The sequence below is a fragment of the Thermosynechococcus sp. HN-54 genome, from assembly GCF_023650955.1.
GTDB lineage: Bacteria > Cyanobacteriota > Cyanobacteriia > Thermosynechococcales > Thermosynechococcaceae > Thermosynechococcus.
Genome location: NZ_CP098039.1, coordinates 1,962,949 through 1,977,734, shown reverse-complemented (window position 1 = coordinate 1,977,734; position 14,786 = coordinate 1,962,949). Strand labels below are relative to the sequence as shown.

The 14,786-nt window shown below is 54.3% G+C and carries 12 protein-coding genes; 10 read left to right on the top strand and 2 right to left on the bottom strand.

Translation table 11 applies throughout. From position 1 onward, the window contains the following. The first annotated feature begins 22 nt into the window (after nucleotides 1–22). The 4 genes from NBE99_RS09540 (at nucleotide 23) to NBE99_RS09525 (ending at nucleotide 5,536) form a co-directional block, all read left to right on the top strand. Nucleotides 23–517 carry an isoprenylcysteine carboxylmethyltransferase family protein gene (locus NBE99_RS09540; RefSeq protein WP_250681853.1) on the top strand — a complete coding sequence of 165 codons (495 nt, stop codon included), beginning with the start codon at nucleotides 23–25 and terminating at the stop codon, nucleotides 515–517. A gap of 84 nt (nucleotides 518–601) precedes the next feature. Then, the gene (locus NBE99_RS09535) at nucleotides 602–3,325 is read left to right on the top strand and encodes a CBS domain-containing protein (protein WP_250681852.1); all 2,724 of its coding nucleotides are present in this window, start codon (nucleotides 602–604) and stop codon (nucleotides 3,323–3,325) included. Then, nucleotides 3,322–4,257: a DNA polymerase III subunit delta' gene (locus NBE99_RS09530; RefSeq protein ID WP_250681851.1), complete on the top strand. Its 936-nt coding sequence runs from the start codon at nucleotides 3,322–3,324 to the stop codon at nucleotides 4,255–4,257. The genes NBE99_RS09535 and NBE99_RS09530 overlap by 4 nt, the downstream gene beginning before the upstream one ends. 40 nt (nucleotides 4,258–4,297) lie before the next feature. Further along, nucleotides 4,298–5,536, top strand: a complete 1,239-nt coding sequence (locus tag NBE99_RS09525; RefSeq protein ID WP_250681850.1) for an efflux RND transporter periplasmic adaptor subunit — start codon at nucleotides 4,298–4,300, stop codon at nucleotides 5,534–5,536. A gap of 19 nt (nucleotides 5,537–5,555) precedes the next feature. Here the strand turns inward: NBE99_RS09525 and NBE99_RS09520 are convergent, their stop codons facing one another. Next, the gene (locus NBE99_RS09520; protein WP_250681849.1) at nucleotides 5,556–7,064 is read right to left on the bottom strand and encodes a pyruvate kinase; all 1,509 of its coding nucleotides are present in this window, start codon (nucleotides 7,062–7,064) and stop codon (nucleotides 5,556–5,558) included. 381 nt (nucleotides 7,065–7,445) lie between these two features. Here NBE99_RS09520 and NBE99_RS09515 point away from each other — a divergent pair, with 381 nt between their 5' ends. The 6 genes from NBE99_RS09515 (at nucleotide 7,446) to NBE99_RS09490 (ending at nucleotide 14,535) form a co-directional block, all read left to right on the top strand. After that, a complete protein-coding gene (locus NBE99_RS09515; protein ID WP_250681848.1) occupies nucleotides 7,446–7,778 on the top strand; it encodes a hypothetical protein in 333 nt (110 codons plus the stop codon). Nucleotides 7,779–7,828: 50 nt separating this feature from the next. After that, nucleotides 7,829–8,164, top strand: a complete 336-nt coding sequence (locus NBE99_RS09510) for a hypothetical protein (protein ID WP_250681847.1) — start codon at nucleotides 7,829–7,831, stop codon at nucleotides 8,162–8,164. Nucleotides 8,165–8,244: 80 nt separating this feature from the next. Beyond that, complete coding sequence (locus NBE99_RS09505) at nucleotides 8,245–9,315, top strand: Fe(3+) ABC transporter substrate-binding protein (RefSeq protein WP_250681846.1); 1,071 nt, start codon at nucleotides 8,245–8,247, stop codon at nucleotides 9,313–9,315. Nucleotides 9,316–9,353: 38 nt separating this feature from the next. Further along, a complete protein-coding gene (cbiB, locus tag NBE99_RS09500; RefSeq protein ID WP_250681845.1) occupies nucleotides 9,354–10,349 on the top strand; it encodes an adenosylcobinamide-phosphate synthase CbiB in 996 nt (331 codons plus the stop codon). A 75-nt stretch (nucleotides 10,350–10,424) separates the two neighbouring features. Beyond that, the gene (locus NBE99_RS09495) at nucleotides 10,425–13,928 is read left to right on the top strand and encodes an EAL domain-containing protein (protein ID WP_250681844.1); all 3,504 of its coding nucleotides are present in this window, start codon (nucleotides 10,425–10,427) and stop codon (nucleotides 13,926–13,928) included. 127 nt (nucleotides 13,929–14,055) lie between these two features. Further along, nucleotides 14,056–14,535 (top strand): hypothetical protein, encoded by a 480-nt coding sequence (locus NBE99_RS09490; RefSeq protein ID WP_250681843.1) that lies wholly within the window; start codon nucleotides 14,056–14,058, stop codon nucleotides 14,533–14,535. Nucleotides 14,536–14,575: 40 nt separating this feature from the next. On the opposite strand, the gene NBE99_RS09485 is transcribed toward NBE99_RS09490, so the two are convergent. After that, on the bottom strand, nucleotides 14,576–14,773 hold the full coding sequence (locus NBE99_RS09485) for a DUF2949 domain-containing protein (protein ID WP_250681842.1): 198 nt from the start codon (nucleotides 14,771–14,773) through the stop codon (nucleotides 14,576–14,578). Between the last annotated feature and the right edge of the window lie 13 nt (nucleotides 14,774–14,786).

Here is a 14,786-nt window from a genome sequence, read left to right as displayed (position 1 = left end):
TCCCCTAACAACAGCAGCCAACGTGAATAAATTGCAAGAGTGGGGCTTCAGCAAAGACTGGTGGCGCAACCAGCGAGGAGAGTTTTGGGTCATTGGCCAAACAGTGCTCAGTATTGGCTTTATTCTGCTGCCCGTTGTCCAAGTGGTTACCTTATCCTTTGCGGTGCGCCTAGGGTTAACCCTTGGTCTGGGTCTCATTGGCCTTGGCTTAGGCATTGCGGGTCTGTCTCACCTAGGGAACAACTTGACGCCCCTACCCCATCCCAAGGAGGACAGTCAGTTAGTGACCACGGGGGTCTATGGCTGGGTGCGCCACCCTATCTACAGCAGTGTCATCTTTTTGGCGTTGGCCTATGGCGTATGGCAAATGAGTCTCTCCCACGGGCTGGGGGCGATCGCCCTCTTTATTTTCTTTGACCGCAAGGCCGCTCAGGAGGAACAGTGGCTGTCGGCCAAGTTTAAGGACTACGCAAGCTATCGGCAGACGGTGAAAAAACTGATTCCCTTCCTGTACTAAAAGACTTAACACTAATTTTTGTACTCATTTATTGCCTAGGCCACTAAGTTACGCTATGATTGCAGTCCCCTTGCGGAATCGTTGATGGATGTTGTCCTGTGTCATCAAATTGCTGATTTTGATACCCTTGGGGCAGCCGTCGGTCTCACGCGCCTTTATCCGGGAACCAAAATTGTCTTAACAGGGGGTACCCATCCCAAAGTGGGGGAGTTTTTGGCTTACCATCGCGATGAATATCCCCTCATTGAAGCAAGAGCCGTTGACCCCAGTCAATTGCGCCAGATTTGGGTGGTGGATACGCAGTGGCGCCGCCAGTTGGGGCAAGCCGCAGGCTGGCTCGATCAGCCACAGGTACAAATTGGCCTTTACGACCACCATTTAGAGATGGCGGGGGATATTGTGCCACAGCAGCAATGGCTAGAACCCGTTGGAGCCACCAGTACTATCGTTTGCGAGCACTTGCAGGCCGCGGAGATTAGCCTCACCCCCACAGAAGCAACCGTCTTGGCCTTGGGAATTCACGCAGATACCGGCTCCCTGACCTTTGAACAAACCACGGTGCGGGATGTGCAGGCCTTGGCATGGCTGTTGACCCAAGGAGCCAATCAGCGGGCGATCGCCACCTATTCCGAGGATGGTTTGAGTGAAACCTTACAGCCCCTGCTACGGCAGGCTTGGGCCAATCTCCAGCAAGTGGTTTATCAGGGCTATCGTTTGGGCTGGGTTCTGCTACACACTGAGGAGTATCTCCCCGGTCTCTCGCGGTTAATTACCCAACTGGCGGATCTCAGTGAATCCGATGCCCTGCTCCTTGGCCATCAGTATCGTCAACATCATCTGGCCATTATTGCCCGTAGCCAAATTCCCAATGTCAATGTTGCCCATTTACTGGCTCCCCTTGGGGGCGGTGGCCATGCCCAAGCCGCTGCGGTGACGATGACCACAGGGGAGCCAGAGGCGGTTCTCAAAGACCTGTTCAGTGCCCTCAAGGCGCAGATTCCCCATCCTCCCACAGCCGCAGAACTGATGTCCTCCCCCGTGCGCACGGTACGCCCCGAAACCCCCATTGCCGATGCCCACCGTGTCTTGCTGCGCTATGGCCATTCTGGTCTGTCGGTGGTGAGTGCTGAAGGGGAGCTTCAGGGGATTATTTCACGGCGCGATTTAGATGTAGCGCTGCACCATGGCTTTGGCCATGCTCCGGTCAAAGGCTATATGAAAGCACCGGTGCGCACAATTTCCCCCACCACACCACTCCCTGAGATTCAAGCCCTGATGGTGCAGTACGATATTGGGCGATTACCGGTGGTCAATGATCAGGGTGACCTTGTTGGCATTGTTACCCGTACCGATGTGCTGCGCCATCTCTATGCCCTCAGCCGCGAGACAGAAACGGTGTGCCCTCTGCCGACCTTAAACCTTTACGACGCCCTACAACAACGGCTGCCGGAGCAACTGTGGACACTTTTGCAGCGGGCGGCAGCGATCGCCAAGGAACGCGGTTGGCAACTGTACCTTGTCGGCGGCGCGGTGCGAGATCTGCTGCTGGCGATCGCCCAAGGGAATCACCACTTACCCACACGGGAGTTTGACTTGGTAGTGGATGGCGTGCAACAGGAGGAGGCGGCCGGCGTGCATCTGGCGCAAGCGCTCCATACGCTCTACCCAGAGACCGATTTACAAATTTATGGTCAGTTTCAAACCGCGGCACTCCATTGGCCAAAGGCCTCGCCCTTGGCGGGTTTTGCCGTGGATATTGCCACCGCCCGCAGTGAGTTTTATCCCTATCCCGCCGCGCATCCGGAAGTAGCCGCCAGTTCGATTCGCCAAGATCTCTACCGCCGCGACTTTACCATCAATGCCCTCGCTATGCGCCTAACACCCCCTCGCCACGGCGAAGTCCTTGATTTCTTTGGTGGCCGGGAGGATTTGCAACGGAGACTGATTCGGGTGCTCCACCCCAATAGTTTTATCGAAGACCCAACGCGGATTTTTCGCGCTGTGCGTTTTGCTGTGCGTCTGGGATTTGAAGTGGAGCCGCAAACCCGCCAGTACATTGAATATGCGCTCACCAGCGGTGTTTTTGCTACCCGCGATCGCCCCACCTCAAAGCGGCCTTCCCTGCAAAGTCGGCTGCGCAATGAACTGCGCCACATCCTCGAACTGCCCCTTGCCCCCACGGAACAATTTGGCGGTGAGCGCGCCTTGACACTGCTAGCGGAGTTGGGGGCGCTTGACTGTTTGGATCGCCAAGTGAGGTTTGATCAGGCGGCCAAGGTGCGCCTAAGACTAGTGTGGGAGTGGTGGCCACAGGTTCCTGAGCGGCGGGAGTGGCAAACCTTTCCTTTGTGGGAGCTGGAACTCTTGGCATTGATTGTGACCGTGCCCACAGCGGGAGCGATCGCCCGCCAACTGCAACTGGGAGAGCACATTTGGGGGTGGTTGGATCGCTTTCCTCAACTGCAAGACGCATGGCAGACACTGCGGGACACGACGCAACAGCGCAGTCACTGCTGGGAGTTTTTGGAGAGCCATCCCCTACCGCTGATTGTGCTGTTGGCAGCAGTGCTCAAGGCTGTGGGTAGCGAGGCCGCCTTAGCGGATGTCAACTTACTGCGGGAGTATCTCTGGCAGTGGCGCGTGCAAAAGCCGCCCTTAAATGGCCATGATCTGCAACAGTTGGGCTATCCCCGTGGACCGCAGTTACGGCAAATTCTCCTTGCCTTGCGAGCGGCGATGCTCGATGGCCTTGTCAGCGATCGCGCCAGTGCCATTGCCTATGTTGAAGCCCATTTCCCGAAGTCATGAATTGGTTTCACCCGGTCATTGGTCAGCCCACCGCTGTGCAACTGTTAACCCATGCCCTCGATCGCCAGCGACTGGCACCGGCCTATCTCTTTGTTGGGCCTGAAGGCGTGGGTCGTGCCTTGACGGCTCGCTGTTTTCTGCAAGCCATTCTGAAAGAGGACAGTGACCTTAGCAACCACCCCGACGTCCTCTGGCTGGAACCCACCTACAGTGCCCAGGGAACCCTCTACACTCGTCGCCAACTCCTTGCCGCGGACAAGGAAATTCCCCGCAGTCCCCCCCAGATTCGTCTCGAGCAGATTCGCCAACTCAGCCGTCACCTCAGCCAACCGCCCATGCGTGCCCCGCGATCGCTGGTGGTCTTGACCCAAGCTGAAACGATGAACGAAGCCGCTGCCAATGCGCTGCTGAAAACCCTTGAAGAACCGGGGCGGGCCACGTTGATTCTCATTGCCCCTAGTCCCTCGGCGCTCTTGAATACCATTGTCTCCCGCTGCCAGAAGATTCCCTTCTATCCCCTCAATCGTTCCGATCTCGAACAGGTGCTGCGACGGGTTGCCCCCCCTGAATTTTGGCAGGAGGTTAGCCCTGCCCTCTTTGACTTGGGAGCTGGCTCGCCAGGAGCCGTTTTGCAAGCGTGGCAAACATGGCGGGAGATCCCTGAGGCGTTCCGCCACCTCGGCAAACAATTGACGACGCCCCTCCCTTTACAAACCGCATTGGAGTTGGCACGGGATATTAGCCAATCCCTTGACGTGGAACGGCAGTTCTGGCTCCTCGGTCTAATGCAGCAGCAAATTTGGCAGGGGGGAGAATTCCCTCGGTGCGTTGCGCTGCTTCAGCAATTGGAGCGTGCCCGCCAATATTTACAGCAGTACGTCCAGCCTCGCCTCGTCTGGGAGGTGTTACTGATGCAGTTGGGGACAGTGTGATAGGCTATCGGCAGCAGTTGGGAAGATGATTAGACAAATCATGGCGAAGCAACAATGGCTGGGGGCGATCGCGATCGCAGTGCTCTTGGGGGGCTGCCAGTCGGCAATGAGTCGCTTAGAATCACCCGCAGTCGCGCGTCCAGACCGTGAGGGGGTTGTGGCCGATGTGGCGGTGGCACGCTTGGAACAGTTGGAAATAGGCTCAACCCTCACGGGCACCACTCGCCCTTACCGTGAAGTGATGGTGCGATCGCAGGTGGAAGGGCAAGTCCTTCGTCTCAGTGTGGATGTGGGCGATCGCGTGCAATCGGGACAACTGTTGGCGGAGGTGGATGCCGTTGTCCTAAAAAATGCGGTCTTTGAAGCAGAGGCAGAACTCGCTGCCCGCCGCAATGAAGTGATCCAAGCCCAAGCCGCTGTCAATCGTGCCCGTACGGCTGTCGAAGAAGCGCGTCTCACCCTCCAACAGGCAGAAAGTGATGCCCAACGCCTTGAAACCCTGCTGCGGGATGGCGCCGTCTCAGCGCAAGCAGCGGAACAGGCACGCACCACGGCGCAAACAGCACGGCAGGTTCTCCATTCCCGCGAGGCAGAAGTGGTGACGGCTCAACAGGGAGTAGCTGTTGCCCAAGGACGAGTACAAGCCCAACTGGCCGTTGTCCAACAGGCACGGGCACGGTTGAATCAAGCCCTCCTGCGATCGCCCCTCAATGGGGTGGTGCTAGAGCGACTCACGGAGGTGGGCAACCTGCTGCAACCGGGGGGAGAAGTTCTCCGCCTTGGCGATATTCGTCAGCTTAAAGTGGTAGTTGAAGTCTCGGAACGGGAATTAGCGAGATTAGCGCCCGGCCAAGGAGCAACAGTGACGTTTGATGCCGTCCCCAACCGCACCTACCAAGGGCGTATTACGCGGATTTCGCCAGCGGCAGCCGATGCCCGTCTGATTCCTGTGGAAGTCCTGATTGACAATGCCGATGAACGCCTAGGGAGTGGTTTACTGGCACGGGTCGCTTTCCAAGGAGCGAAGGCGCCACGCTTGTTGATTCCCCAGTCGGCGCTAAGTGGCTTTGAAGAGGGGCAGTTGTCCTCCCGGCGGGGCAGCGTTTTTGTGGTGGTTGGCGATCGCGCGCAGGAGCGGCAGGTCACCCTTGGCCAACGGCGAGAGGGTAAAGTGGAAATCCTCAGTGGCTTGAATGCCGGCGATCGCTATGTCGTCCGTTCGGGTCGCCCCCTGCGGGACGGGGATAAAATTCGCCCCAGCATTCTCTCTGAGGGCTAATGACCGCCGCTTCTAGGGATTATTGGTGGACAGTGGGTTCATAGGGACGCCAAGAGTGCAGTGCCCGCAGTTGCGGTGTTTTCTTTTGCTGGTGGGCTTCCATGCGGGCAAGGACATCATCCAGAATATCCACGGCCAGTCCCACATAGGGGCCTTTGTTGAGCATGACACACTCCGCTCGCTCTGCCATCGCAGCATCTGTGATTTCTGCACGGGAGGGCACGCCTTTTTTCACCAAGTTTTCAAGGACTTGGGTGGCCCACACCACAGGCACATGGGCAGCTTCACAGAGCCAGAGGATTTCCTCCTGCATTTCCGCCAAGCGTTGGTAACCAATTTCAACAGCGAGATCCCCGCGGGCAATCATGACGCCAAAGGGTTGCCGCCCCGCCGCTTGGATGATCATTTCTGGTAGTGCCCGAATCGCTTTGGGGGTTTCAATTTTGGCAATGATGCCCATCTGGTCGGCGCGATCGCCACAGCAATGTTCCAATTCCCGTTGCAGCAGAGCAATGTCCTCGGCGGACTGGACGTAGGAGTAGCCAATAATGTCGGCATGGCGGCAAGCAAAGGCCAGATGCTCGCGATCGCTCTCGGTCAGCGGACAGAGGCGCAAATCACTATCCGGGAAGTTCAAGCCCTTGGCCACTTTCAGCCGCTGTCCTTCTTTGCAGTGAGTAATGGTGAGTTCTACCCCTTGGGCATCTTTGCTGACAATGCGACCGCCAATGTGGCCATCGTCAATCCAAATCCGCTGCCCCCCCTCCAATTGCGGCAAAATTTCGGGCAAGGAGCAGGTGAATTGCGGTATTTCTCCGCCCTCAGGGCAAATTTCCGTGGTCAACCGCAGGCGATCGCCCCCATGGAGACGCACCACCTCTGGAAAAATGTCGGCAATGCGGGGTTTGGGGCCGCCCAAGTCCATGAGGATTTTGCAGGGTTGACCCGTAATGTGACTTGCCGCTCGTAGGTGCTCAATCATGGCTTCCCAAGTGGCGGGGTCATCGTGGGCACAGTTGATGCGGGCACAGTTCATCCCCTTGCGTAGGAGCGTAATACTCCATTGGGGATTAGTCGCAGCCTCTGTGGGGAGTGTCACCATGATCCGCACATGGCGTTTGCCACGAATCGGGCCAAAGAGTTCTTCCGTTTGGCGGCGCAGTTGGCGATCGCCCGCAAAGAAGGCATCAAGGGGTGGGCGGGGGGGCAATGCCTCATGGGTATGGCAAAGGGCACCCAGAGTATTGATTACTGCATCTAAATTGGGCAACACCCGCGACTCGATCCGTCCTAAGGAGGATAACCCCCAAGGCATCAAGGCCATTTGAATTGCCCGTAGATCTCGCCAGCGCAAGGCCAAATAGTAGGCCAAGTTACGAGCACTAGGTATAAATTCGGATCGCTTAATTTTTGATTGCCACTGTTGAAAACGGGCTTCCCCCTCTTTAGTAATTTCCTGCCGCAGTTCTAACAGGCTATGGAGCAAGGCAACAGGTGAAATCGGTACAGTCGGTGCCTCCAGCAACATGACCGCCTCCTAGATGGTTTTTAAGGGATTTCATGATTGGGTTGGACTCATTACAAAGCAAGATTTCATAGGAGTTTGAGGGAAATTTAATGCTTGTTGAAAACCATGAATTGATGGCTTAACAACACCCCTCACTGCAAAACATAAATAAACACTTCTTTACATCAAAGGTCTGCAACGAACAGTTGTGTAGGAACCGTGGTGCTTTCTGACATAACTCACTCTATCTATCTTTTAGTATATCTGCTGACCTCTTTCGGGAATCTTAATTTTCTCCCAAGCAAAAGGATTAAGAGTTACTACAAGCGTTCCAAACAGATTTCCCAGTTCTGTTATGTTCTCAATAGAGATGTTGATTGTCTTGCCCTTACCAGTGCCCCTATGGATCGTCATCCTTCGTTGCAATTACTCAAATACTCCTATCAGTCCGCAGTGGCCTGGTGCCAAGAACACGGCTGGACAGATCTCTTTATTGAGCAGTACCAGTATTGGGCATTTCCGCCGGGGGGAGTGATGCCCCTACCCTTGCCCACTGAGGGGCTGCAATTCATTGACCTGCCGGTTGCACTCTCGCCGCAGCAACGACGCCTACAGATGTTGGCACTGGCGATCGCCCTAGTCACTACGGGCTTGAGTGGCTGGTTTCAGTCTTTGTTTCCACTGGTCATCGGCTTTAGCTGCTGTGCCCTTTTGATTGCCGCCCAAGAACCCTAGGGGGGATTCCTGATACACTGGCAAGTTGGCCTGCATGCTAGCACACGTCCTTGACTGGCGCATCTTCGACAATAGAACAACCCCTTGTCTTGGTGAGTGGGACTCAGTTCTACAGTCCCGGCTATTCCTTTAGCTATGAAGTGGTCGGTGCCTGTTGTCGCCTTTTTGACCGTGAGCAGTTGCCGTGGCCCTGTTGTCGCATTGCTTGGCGCAGCAAAGAACCCAGTTGGCGGCGCATTGGCCGACGGCTTGTCCTCGATAGTGCCACAAAACGGCATCCCAGCTATTGGGTACGCCACATTGAAACGGGGGCAATGATGGTGATTACCCTCTATTGGGTGGAGCTAGCCCCTAGCGATCGCCAGTGGTGGTACAGCAAGGGATAAACTTATTGCGAAAAAATTGCAAAGACGCACGGGTAGTTTTAGAATATCTCTCAGCTTGAATTTAGGAGAGATTCTCAACTATGGAGAAAGTAGGTCGCCGTGTATTGCTTGGCATGGGCGCCGCAGCAACGGCTTATGTTGCCCACCACCTCTGGAATCAAAAGGCTGAATCGAGCAATGCCCAACAGCAGCAGGCGGGTGGTGTGATCAATGTCTATTCAGCACGGCACTACGACACTGACAAAGCCCTCTACAACGGTTTTACGCAGCAGACCGGAATTCGGGTGAACATCATTGAAGCTGAAGCTGACGCCCTGATTGAGCGGATTCGCAGTGAAGGCAGCCGTAGTCCTGCTGATGTCTTGATTACGGTGGATGCGGGTCGGCTTTGGCGAGCACAACAGGCGGGTATTTTGCAACCCATTCAGTCAAGGGTACTCAACAGTGTTGTGCCAGCAAACCTACGGGAGCCTCAAGGACACTGGTTTGGTCTCTCACGGCGGGTGCGTGTCCTGATTTACGATAAATCCAAAGTGAATCCCAACCAACTCTCCACCTACGAAGATCTGGCTAATCCCAAGTGGCAGCGGCAAATTCTCAGTCGCAGTTCCAGCAATGTCTACAATCAGTCTCTAACGGGATCCTTGCTAGCCATTCATGGTGCCCAGAAAACGGAACAATGGGCGCGGGGACTAGCCCAAAACTTTGCCCGCCCACCGGAGGGGAATGATACCGCGCAAATTCGTGCCTGTGCTGCCGGTGTTGGCAGTGTTGCAATTGCCAATCACTACTATCTAGCACGGTTAATTGCTTCAGATAAAGCAGAAGATCGTGCAGTTGCTGAGAAGGTGGGCTTGTTTTTCCCCAATCAGCGCGATCGCGGTGCCCACGTGAATATCTGTGGCGGCGGTGTGGTGGCGGGTGCCCCCAATCGTCAGGCGGCAATTCGCTTCTTGGAGTATCTGGTGAGTCCCAAGGCGCAGGAGATGTTTGCGATGGCCAACTTTGAATATCCAGTGCGTTCGGGGGTGCCCGTGCATCCGATTGTGAAACAATTTGGCAGCTTTCGTGGCCAGAATGTCAATGCGGCGGTGTTTGGCCGCAACAATGCCGAGGCACTGCGGATTATGGATCGGGCTGGGTGGCGCTAAGGTTCTAAAATGAGCGATCGCTCCCATGGATCCGTCCTGTGTCTTGCCAGCTGATTGCCTACACGATTCTTCTGGCTGCTGCCCTCCTTGACTTTGGCCTTGGCGATCCTTGGGGCTGGCCGCATCCGGTGCGCTGGATGGGAGCCTATATCCAATTCGTCAGCAACAGGTTCAACTATGGCCAAGGCTGGCCAATCTGGGGACAGCGGTTGGGAGGGGCGCTGCTTACCCTTAGTTTAATCGCTGGTTCTGCTCTCATCAGTTGGGGAGTTGTTTCCTCGGGGATGCAGATTTCCCCCTTACTGGGCTGGGGGGTGGCCGTCATTGGAACTGCCAGTGGCTTTGCAGGTCGCAGTTTGCGGGATGCCGCCGAGGAAGTACTTGCCCCTTTAACGAGCGGTCATCTTGAGGAGGCACGCCAAGCATTGGCGAAATATGTGGGGCGAGAAACTACCAATTTAGATCCCCCAGAGATTCTGCGCGCTGTTCTCGAAACCGTCAGTGAAAATGCCACCGATGGCATGATGGCGCCACTCTTTTATGGGGCGATCGCCACCCTGTGCGTTCCTCAACTCACGCCCCTGCCCTTGGTTATGGCCTACAAAGCGGCGAGTACCCTTGATTCCATGATTGGCTACCGTGAGCCGCCCTACACCCACTGGGGCTGGTTTGCTGCTAAAACTGAGGACTTGTTGACATGGCTGCCCTGCCGCTGGCTGGTCTGTTTAGTGGCGCTGTCCTCAGGGCAATGGCAGCGGGTATGGCAGTGGTGTTGCCGTGATGCCCCCAAAGATCCCAGTCCCAATTCAGGGTGGAGTGAGTGTGCCTACGCCGCCGCCCTTGGTGTTCGCCTTGGCGGCGTCAATACCTATCGCGGTCAAACCAAGGTGAAACCCTTTTTGGGGAAACTGCTTTATCCTATTGATCAAGGCATCATTTTATCGGCTCTTCGTCTCAGTCGTCGTCTGTATCTCATCACCCTTGCGCTGACAGGAGGAATAGCATTACTGGGAAGTAAACTGTTTTCTATTTAGCAGTTCATGCTCGTCAGTATTGTCTAGACTAGATAGGTTAAGAGCCAAAATTTAGAAAACTGAGAAATACTGGCCGTGGTTCAACCGTCTCCCCTGCAAGATACGACACAGGCCGTTTCCTCTCTCTCCATGGGCGATCGCCTCTTGGAGATTCTTTTTAATTACAGTAGCCAAGGACTCTTGTTGCTGGGTGTTGATCACCATTCCCCTCGCCCACCCCAATACCAAATCATTAGCATCAATAGCATTGGCCAGCAACTGTTGGGGAATCACCTCTCAGTGGCTTCATTCCTTCAGGATGTTGCCCTAGTCTCCTTTCTGGATCAATGCTGGCAACAGCAAATGCCCCTGCAAAGTTGCTATCGCAACCTCTGTTTCACACTAGTTCCCTTCAAGGAACCCAGTGCAGTTAGTGGCTTCATTATTGCTTTTCTCCAGCATGAGCCAAGCCATAGCCCCCTTGCCGACAATCCTCATCGTCTCACCCAACTGCTCGATCAACTCTTAGGGTTCATCTTTTCCTGCGAGAGCACACCACCATGGCGGTTGACGTACCTCAGTCAGGGCTGCTATGGCGTTACAGGTTATACTCCCAGCGAATTTTATGATCGGGGTGATCAGGGCTGGAATCAAATCATCCATCCCCAAGACCTCCCCCTTGTGCTTGAGACATTACAGCAGGCGATCGCCCACGCCACGCCCTACAACATCGAATACCGCATTCTGCATCGGGATCGTCAACCCCGCTGGGTGCAAGAGCAGGGAATTCCCGTGCTCAATGCCCAAGGCCAAGTCATCGCCATTGATGGTGTAATTACTGACATTACTACTTGGAAAGAGTTGTACGACGCTCTCGAGCAGCCGATTATTCACCTCAATGAAAGCTTGGGCAATGACTTTTGCCGTGACCTTGCGCTTTATCTGAATCAGCGCTTAGGGATTGACTACGTTTTGATTGGCGAACTCAGTGGCCACCAGCAGGATTGGGTTACTACAGTTGCCTTGAGTTATCGGGGTGAGCTGCAACCCCCCTTCAGCTATGTCTTGGCCGATACCCCCTGTGCCTCAGTACTGACAGCCGATACCTGCTTTTACAACCATGGCGTAGCGCGCCTCTTCCCCAAGGATGAAATGCTCCGAAACTTGCAGATTGAATCCTATGTTGGCGTGCCCCTCCGCAATGCTAGGGGGGAAACCCTCGGTATTATTGCCCTCATGCATTGCCAACCCCTTGAACGGATTGCTGCCATTGAAAGTCTGCTCAAAATCTTTGCTGTACGGGTAACCGCTGAACTAGAGCGTATTCGCACCGAACGAGCACAGCAAGCCCGCCAAACCCAACTGGATCAGCAACTGTGCTACGAACGACTAATTAGTACGGTAGCCAGCGAGTTTATTAACTTACCCCTGACGGAGATTCCCCAAGCTATTCATAAGGTGCTCGGTCTATTGGGAGAAATGACACAGGCCGATCGCGCCTACCTTTTTGAGCGTGATCCTAGTACTCAAGGGAGCTTTTCCAATACCTACGAATGGTGTGCCCCCGGCATTGAACCTCAGCAGGATCAGCTTCAGGGGATTGTGACCCAAGACTATCCCCGTTTTTTCGAGGAAATTCAGAGCCAGCATCATGTCATCTGGCCTTGCATCCAAAACCTGCCCAAGGATTTCCCGGATCGCCAAGGTCTAGAAGCCCAGCAAATTCAATCTCTCTTGGTGGTTGCCCTCAATCGTGGTGAAGAGTTGATCGGCTTTCTGGGGTTAGACTTTGTACGTCAAGTTCACTCCCACCTAGAGAGCCTCCTGCCGCTGCTGCAAGTGATGGGTCAAGTATTTACCAATGTGCTGGAGCGCCAAGAAATCGAGCGATCGCTCCGCCTTGCCGAAAGCCAATACCGCAGTATCTTTGAAAATGCCACTGAAGGGATTTTTCAATCAACACCCGATGGTCACTACCTAAAAGTGAATCCAGCCCTTGCCCGCATCTACGGCTACAACTCCGCCGAAGATTTGGAAACCCACATCACCGACATTGCCCATCAAATCTACGTTAACCCTCGCCGTCGTGACGAATTTATCGAGGCTCTGACTGCCACAGGAGTCGTCACTGACTTTGAGTCCCAAGTTTATCGCAAGGATGGTCGAATCATCTGGATTTGCGAAAATGCCCGTGCTGTCTATGACGATAAAGGTCGTCTGGCCTACTTTGAGGGCACGGTTGTCGATATTACTGATCGCAAACTCTCAGAAAACACGATTCACTACCAAGCCTTCCATGACCTGCTCACGGGGCTGCCCAATCGTGCCCTTTTTGACGATCGCCTGCCCATGGCCCTAGCCGAAGCCCGCCGCCTCCAGCAGCGAGTAGGGGTCATGTTCTTAGACCTTGATCGCTTTAAGGTCATTAACGACACCCTTGGCCACGCGGTGGGTGATCAGTTGCTGCAACAAGTGGCAGAGCGGCTAGTACATTGTCTGCGGGAAACCGATACAGTCGCCCGCTGGGGGGGAGATGAATTTACGGTGCTCCTGCCAATGGTACACCACCCCGATGACTTGGCAATTGTGGCTGAACGCATTCTCTATGCCCTCAAGCCCGAATTTGTCCTCGATAGCCACCATCTCCACATTACGGCTAGCATTGGCATTGCTGTTTATCCTGACCATGGTCAATCCGCCGATGTGCTGCTGCGCAATGCTGACACTGCCCTCTATCGCGCCAAGGAAAGCGGCCGCAATACGTATCAGTTTTACACCAACAGCCTCAATGCCCTTGCTCCTGAACTCCTGCGCCTTGAAAATGATCTCCATACTGCTCTTGAGCGGGGCGAACTCTCGATTTATTATCAGCCGCAGCTGGATTTAAAAAAATGCAAAATTCACGCCATTGAAGCATTGCTGCGCTGGCACCATCCCCAGCAGGGATTGCTTTATCCAAAATACTTTATCGATATTGCCGAAGAAAATGGTTTGATCCTTACTATTGGTCGTTGGGTTCTCCAACAGACCTGTCGGGATTGCTCCGCATGGCAACAACAGGGATTAGCGGGGGTAGGGGTAGCGGTGAACCTGTCAGCCCGACAGTTTTTGCACAGGAATCTGGTCGAAGAAGTTGGCCAGTGTCTGCGTGAAGCTCACCTTTCTCCCGAATTACTGACCTTAGAGATTACCGAGACCGCAGCCATTCACCATGTCCAACGAACCCAGTTGATTCTCGAAGAGTTACGTTCCCTTGGGGTAGGGATTACGCTGGATGATTTTGGCACCGGCTATGCCTCATTGAACTACCTGAAACAATTGCCGATTACCGGCTTAAAAATTGATCGCTCATTTATCGCCGACATTGAAGAGGATAGCCAAGATCAGGCGATTGTCAAAGCCATCATTGACTTGGCCAAGGGCTTAGAGATTTCCACAGTTGCGGAAGGCGTAGAAATGTGGGGTCAAGGACAGCTCCTGCAGCACCTTGGTTGTGATGCCATTCAAGGCTACTTGCTCACAGAGCCACTCCCCTATTCCCAAGTGATCCACTGGTCTATTCCGCCATTCAACAGCTTGAACCGTCACAGCCCTTGGTGATGAGCCTCATCGGTTGCGGGTGAGAAACGCCACAGGTGTTCTTGGTTAGCCCCCCTAGGATAAGAGTATTCACCCCATCGGGGTTTGACAAAACCGTTCTCTTCACTCACACAAAGGATCGACTCAAATGCTGAATAAACAAAGTTTGCTCTTGGCTAGCCTCGCCCTTGTCCTCAGCCCAGCGGTGAGCCGTGCAGTGCCTCTAGCCTCCACTCAGACTGTGCAATTGCAACCCCCAAGTAATGTGCAATTCAAACTCCCCAATAAGGTACGAGTACGTCCGACCATTATTGGCAAGGTGAGTAAATCTCCTTCCATCTCCTGCAATGAGATTGTCATTAATGCCACACTGCATTCCCCCGGTGGCTTTCCAGTGGGTGGTGCCACTGCCAGTCTGACACCCACAGGGAATAATGGTTGCAGTTACGAGATTACCGTTCCGCCTGAGCTGCTGGGTAAGAAGGTGTACCTTTGGGGAACGTTCAAAAATCCTTCGCCCCTGTTGTCCATTCAACCCGTGGGTTGGCAAAGCCCAATTTCACTGCCTCAACAATTAGGTATTTCCCAGAGCTACGACTTTGTGGCCAAGGAAACCGTAATTCATTAACGCTTCATTAAGTCTTGATGAAGGGATTCTGAGAGCGCCACTAGGACTGACTTGCTTCTAACCAGTCGAAGATGCGGTCAAGCTGCTCTAGGCTCACCAAGCCATACTGCCAGAGAACCACGGGCAACAGATTCACCTGCTCATCGCAGTGCTTGAGGCCGAAGTCAATGGCAGCGGTGGGCAGTGCCATCTCCCGCTGTAGGAAGTCAATGAGTCGTGTCCAACGTGGCGTTTTCATGATTCCTATAGCT

Coding starts and splice junctions, on each gene's coding strand:
- NBE99_RS09535 (WP_250681852.1), top strand. CDS start 602: ATGGATGTTGTCCTGTGTCATCAAATTGCTGATTTTGATACCCTTGGG.
- NBE99_RS09530 (WP_250681851.1), top strand. CDS start 3,322: ATGAATTGGTTTCACCCGGTCATTGGTCAGCCCACCGCTGTGCAACTG.
- NBE99_RS09525 (WP_250681850.1), top strand. CDS start 4,298: ATGGCGAAGCAACAATGGCTGGGGGCGATCGCGATCGCAGTGCTCTTG.
- NBE99_RS09520 (WP_250681849.1), bottom strand. CDS start 7,064: ATGTTGCTGGAGGCACCGACTGTACCGATTTCACCTGTTGCCTTGCTC.
- NBE99_RS09515 (WP_250681848.1), top strand. CDS start 7,446: ATGGATCGTCATCCTTCGTTGCAATTACTCAAATACTCCTATCAGTCC.
- NBE99_RS09505 (WP_250681846.1), top strand. CDS start 8,245: ATGGAGAAAGTAGGTCGCCGTGTATTGCTTGGCATGGGCGCCGCAGCA.
- NBE99_RS09490 (WP_250681843.1), top strand. CDS start 14,056: ATGCTGAATAAACAAAGTTTGCTCTTGGCTAGCCTCGCCCTTGTCCTC.
- NBE99_RS09485 (WP_250681842.1), bottom strand. CDS start 14,773: ATGAAAACGCCACGTTGGACACGACTCATTGACTTCCTACAGCGGGAG.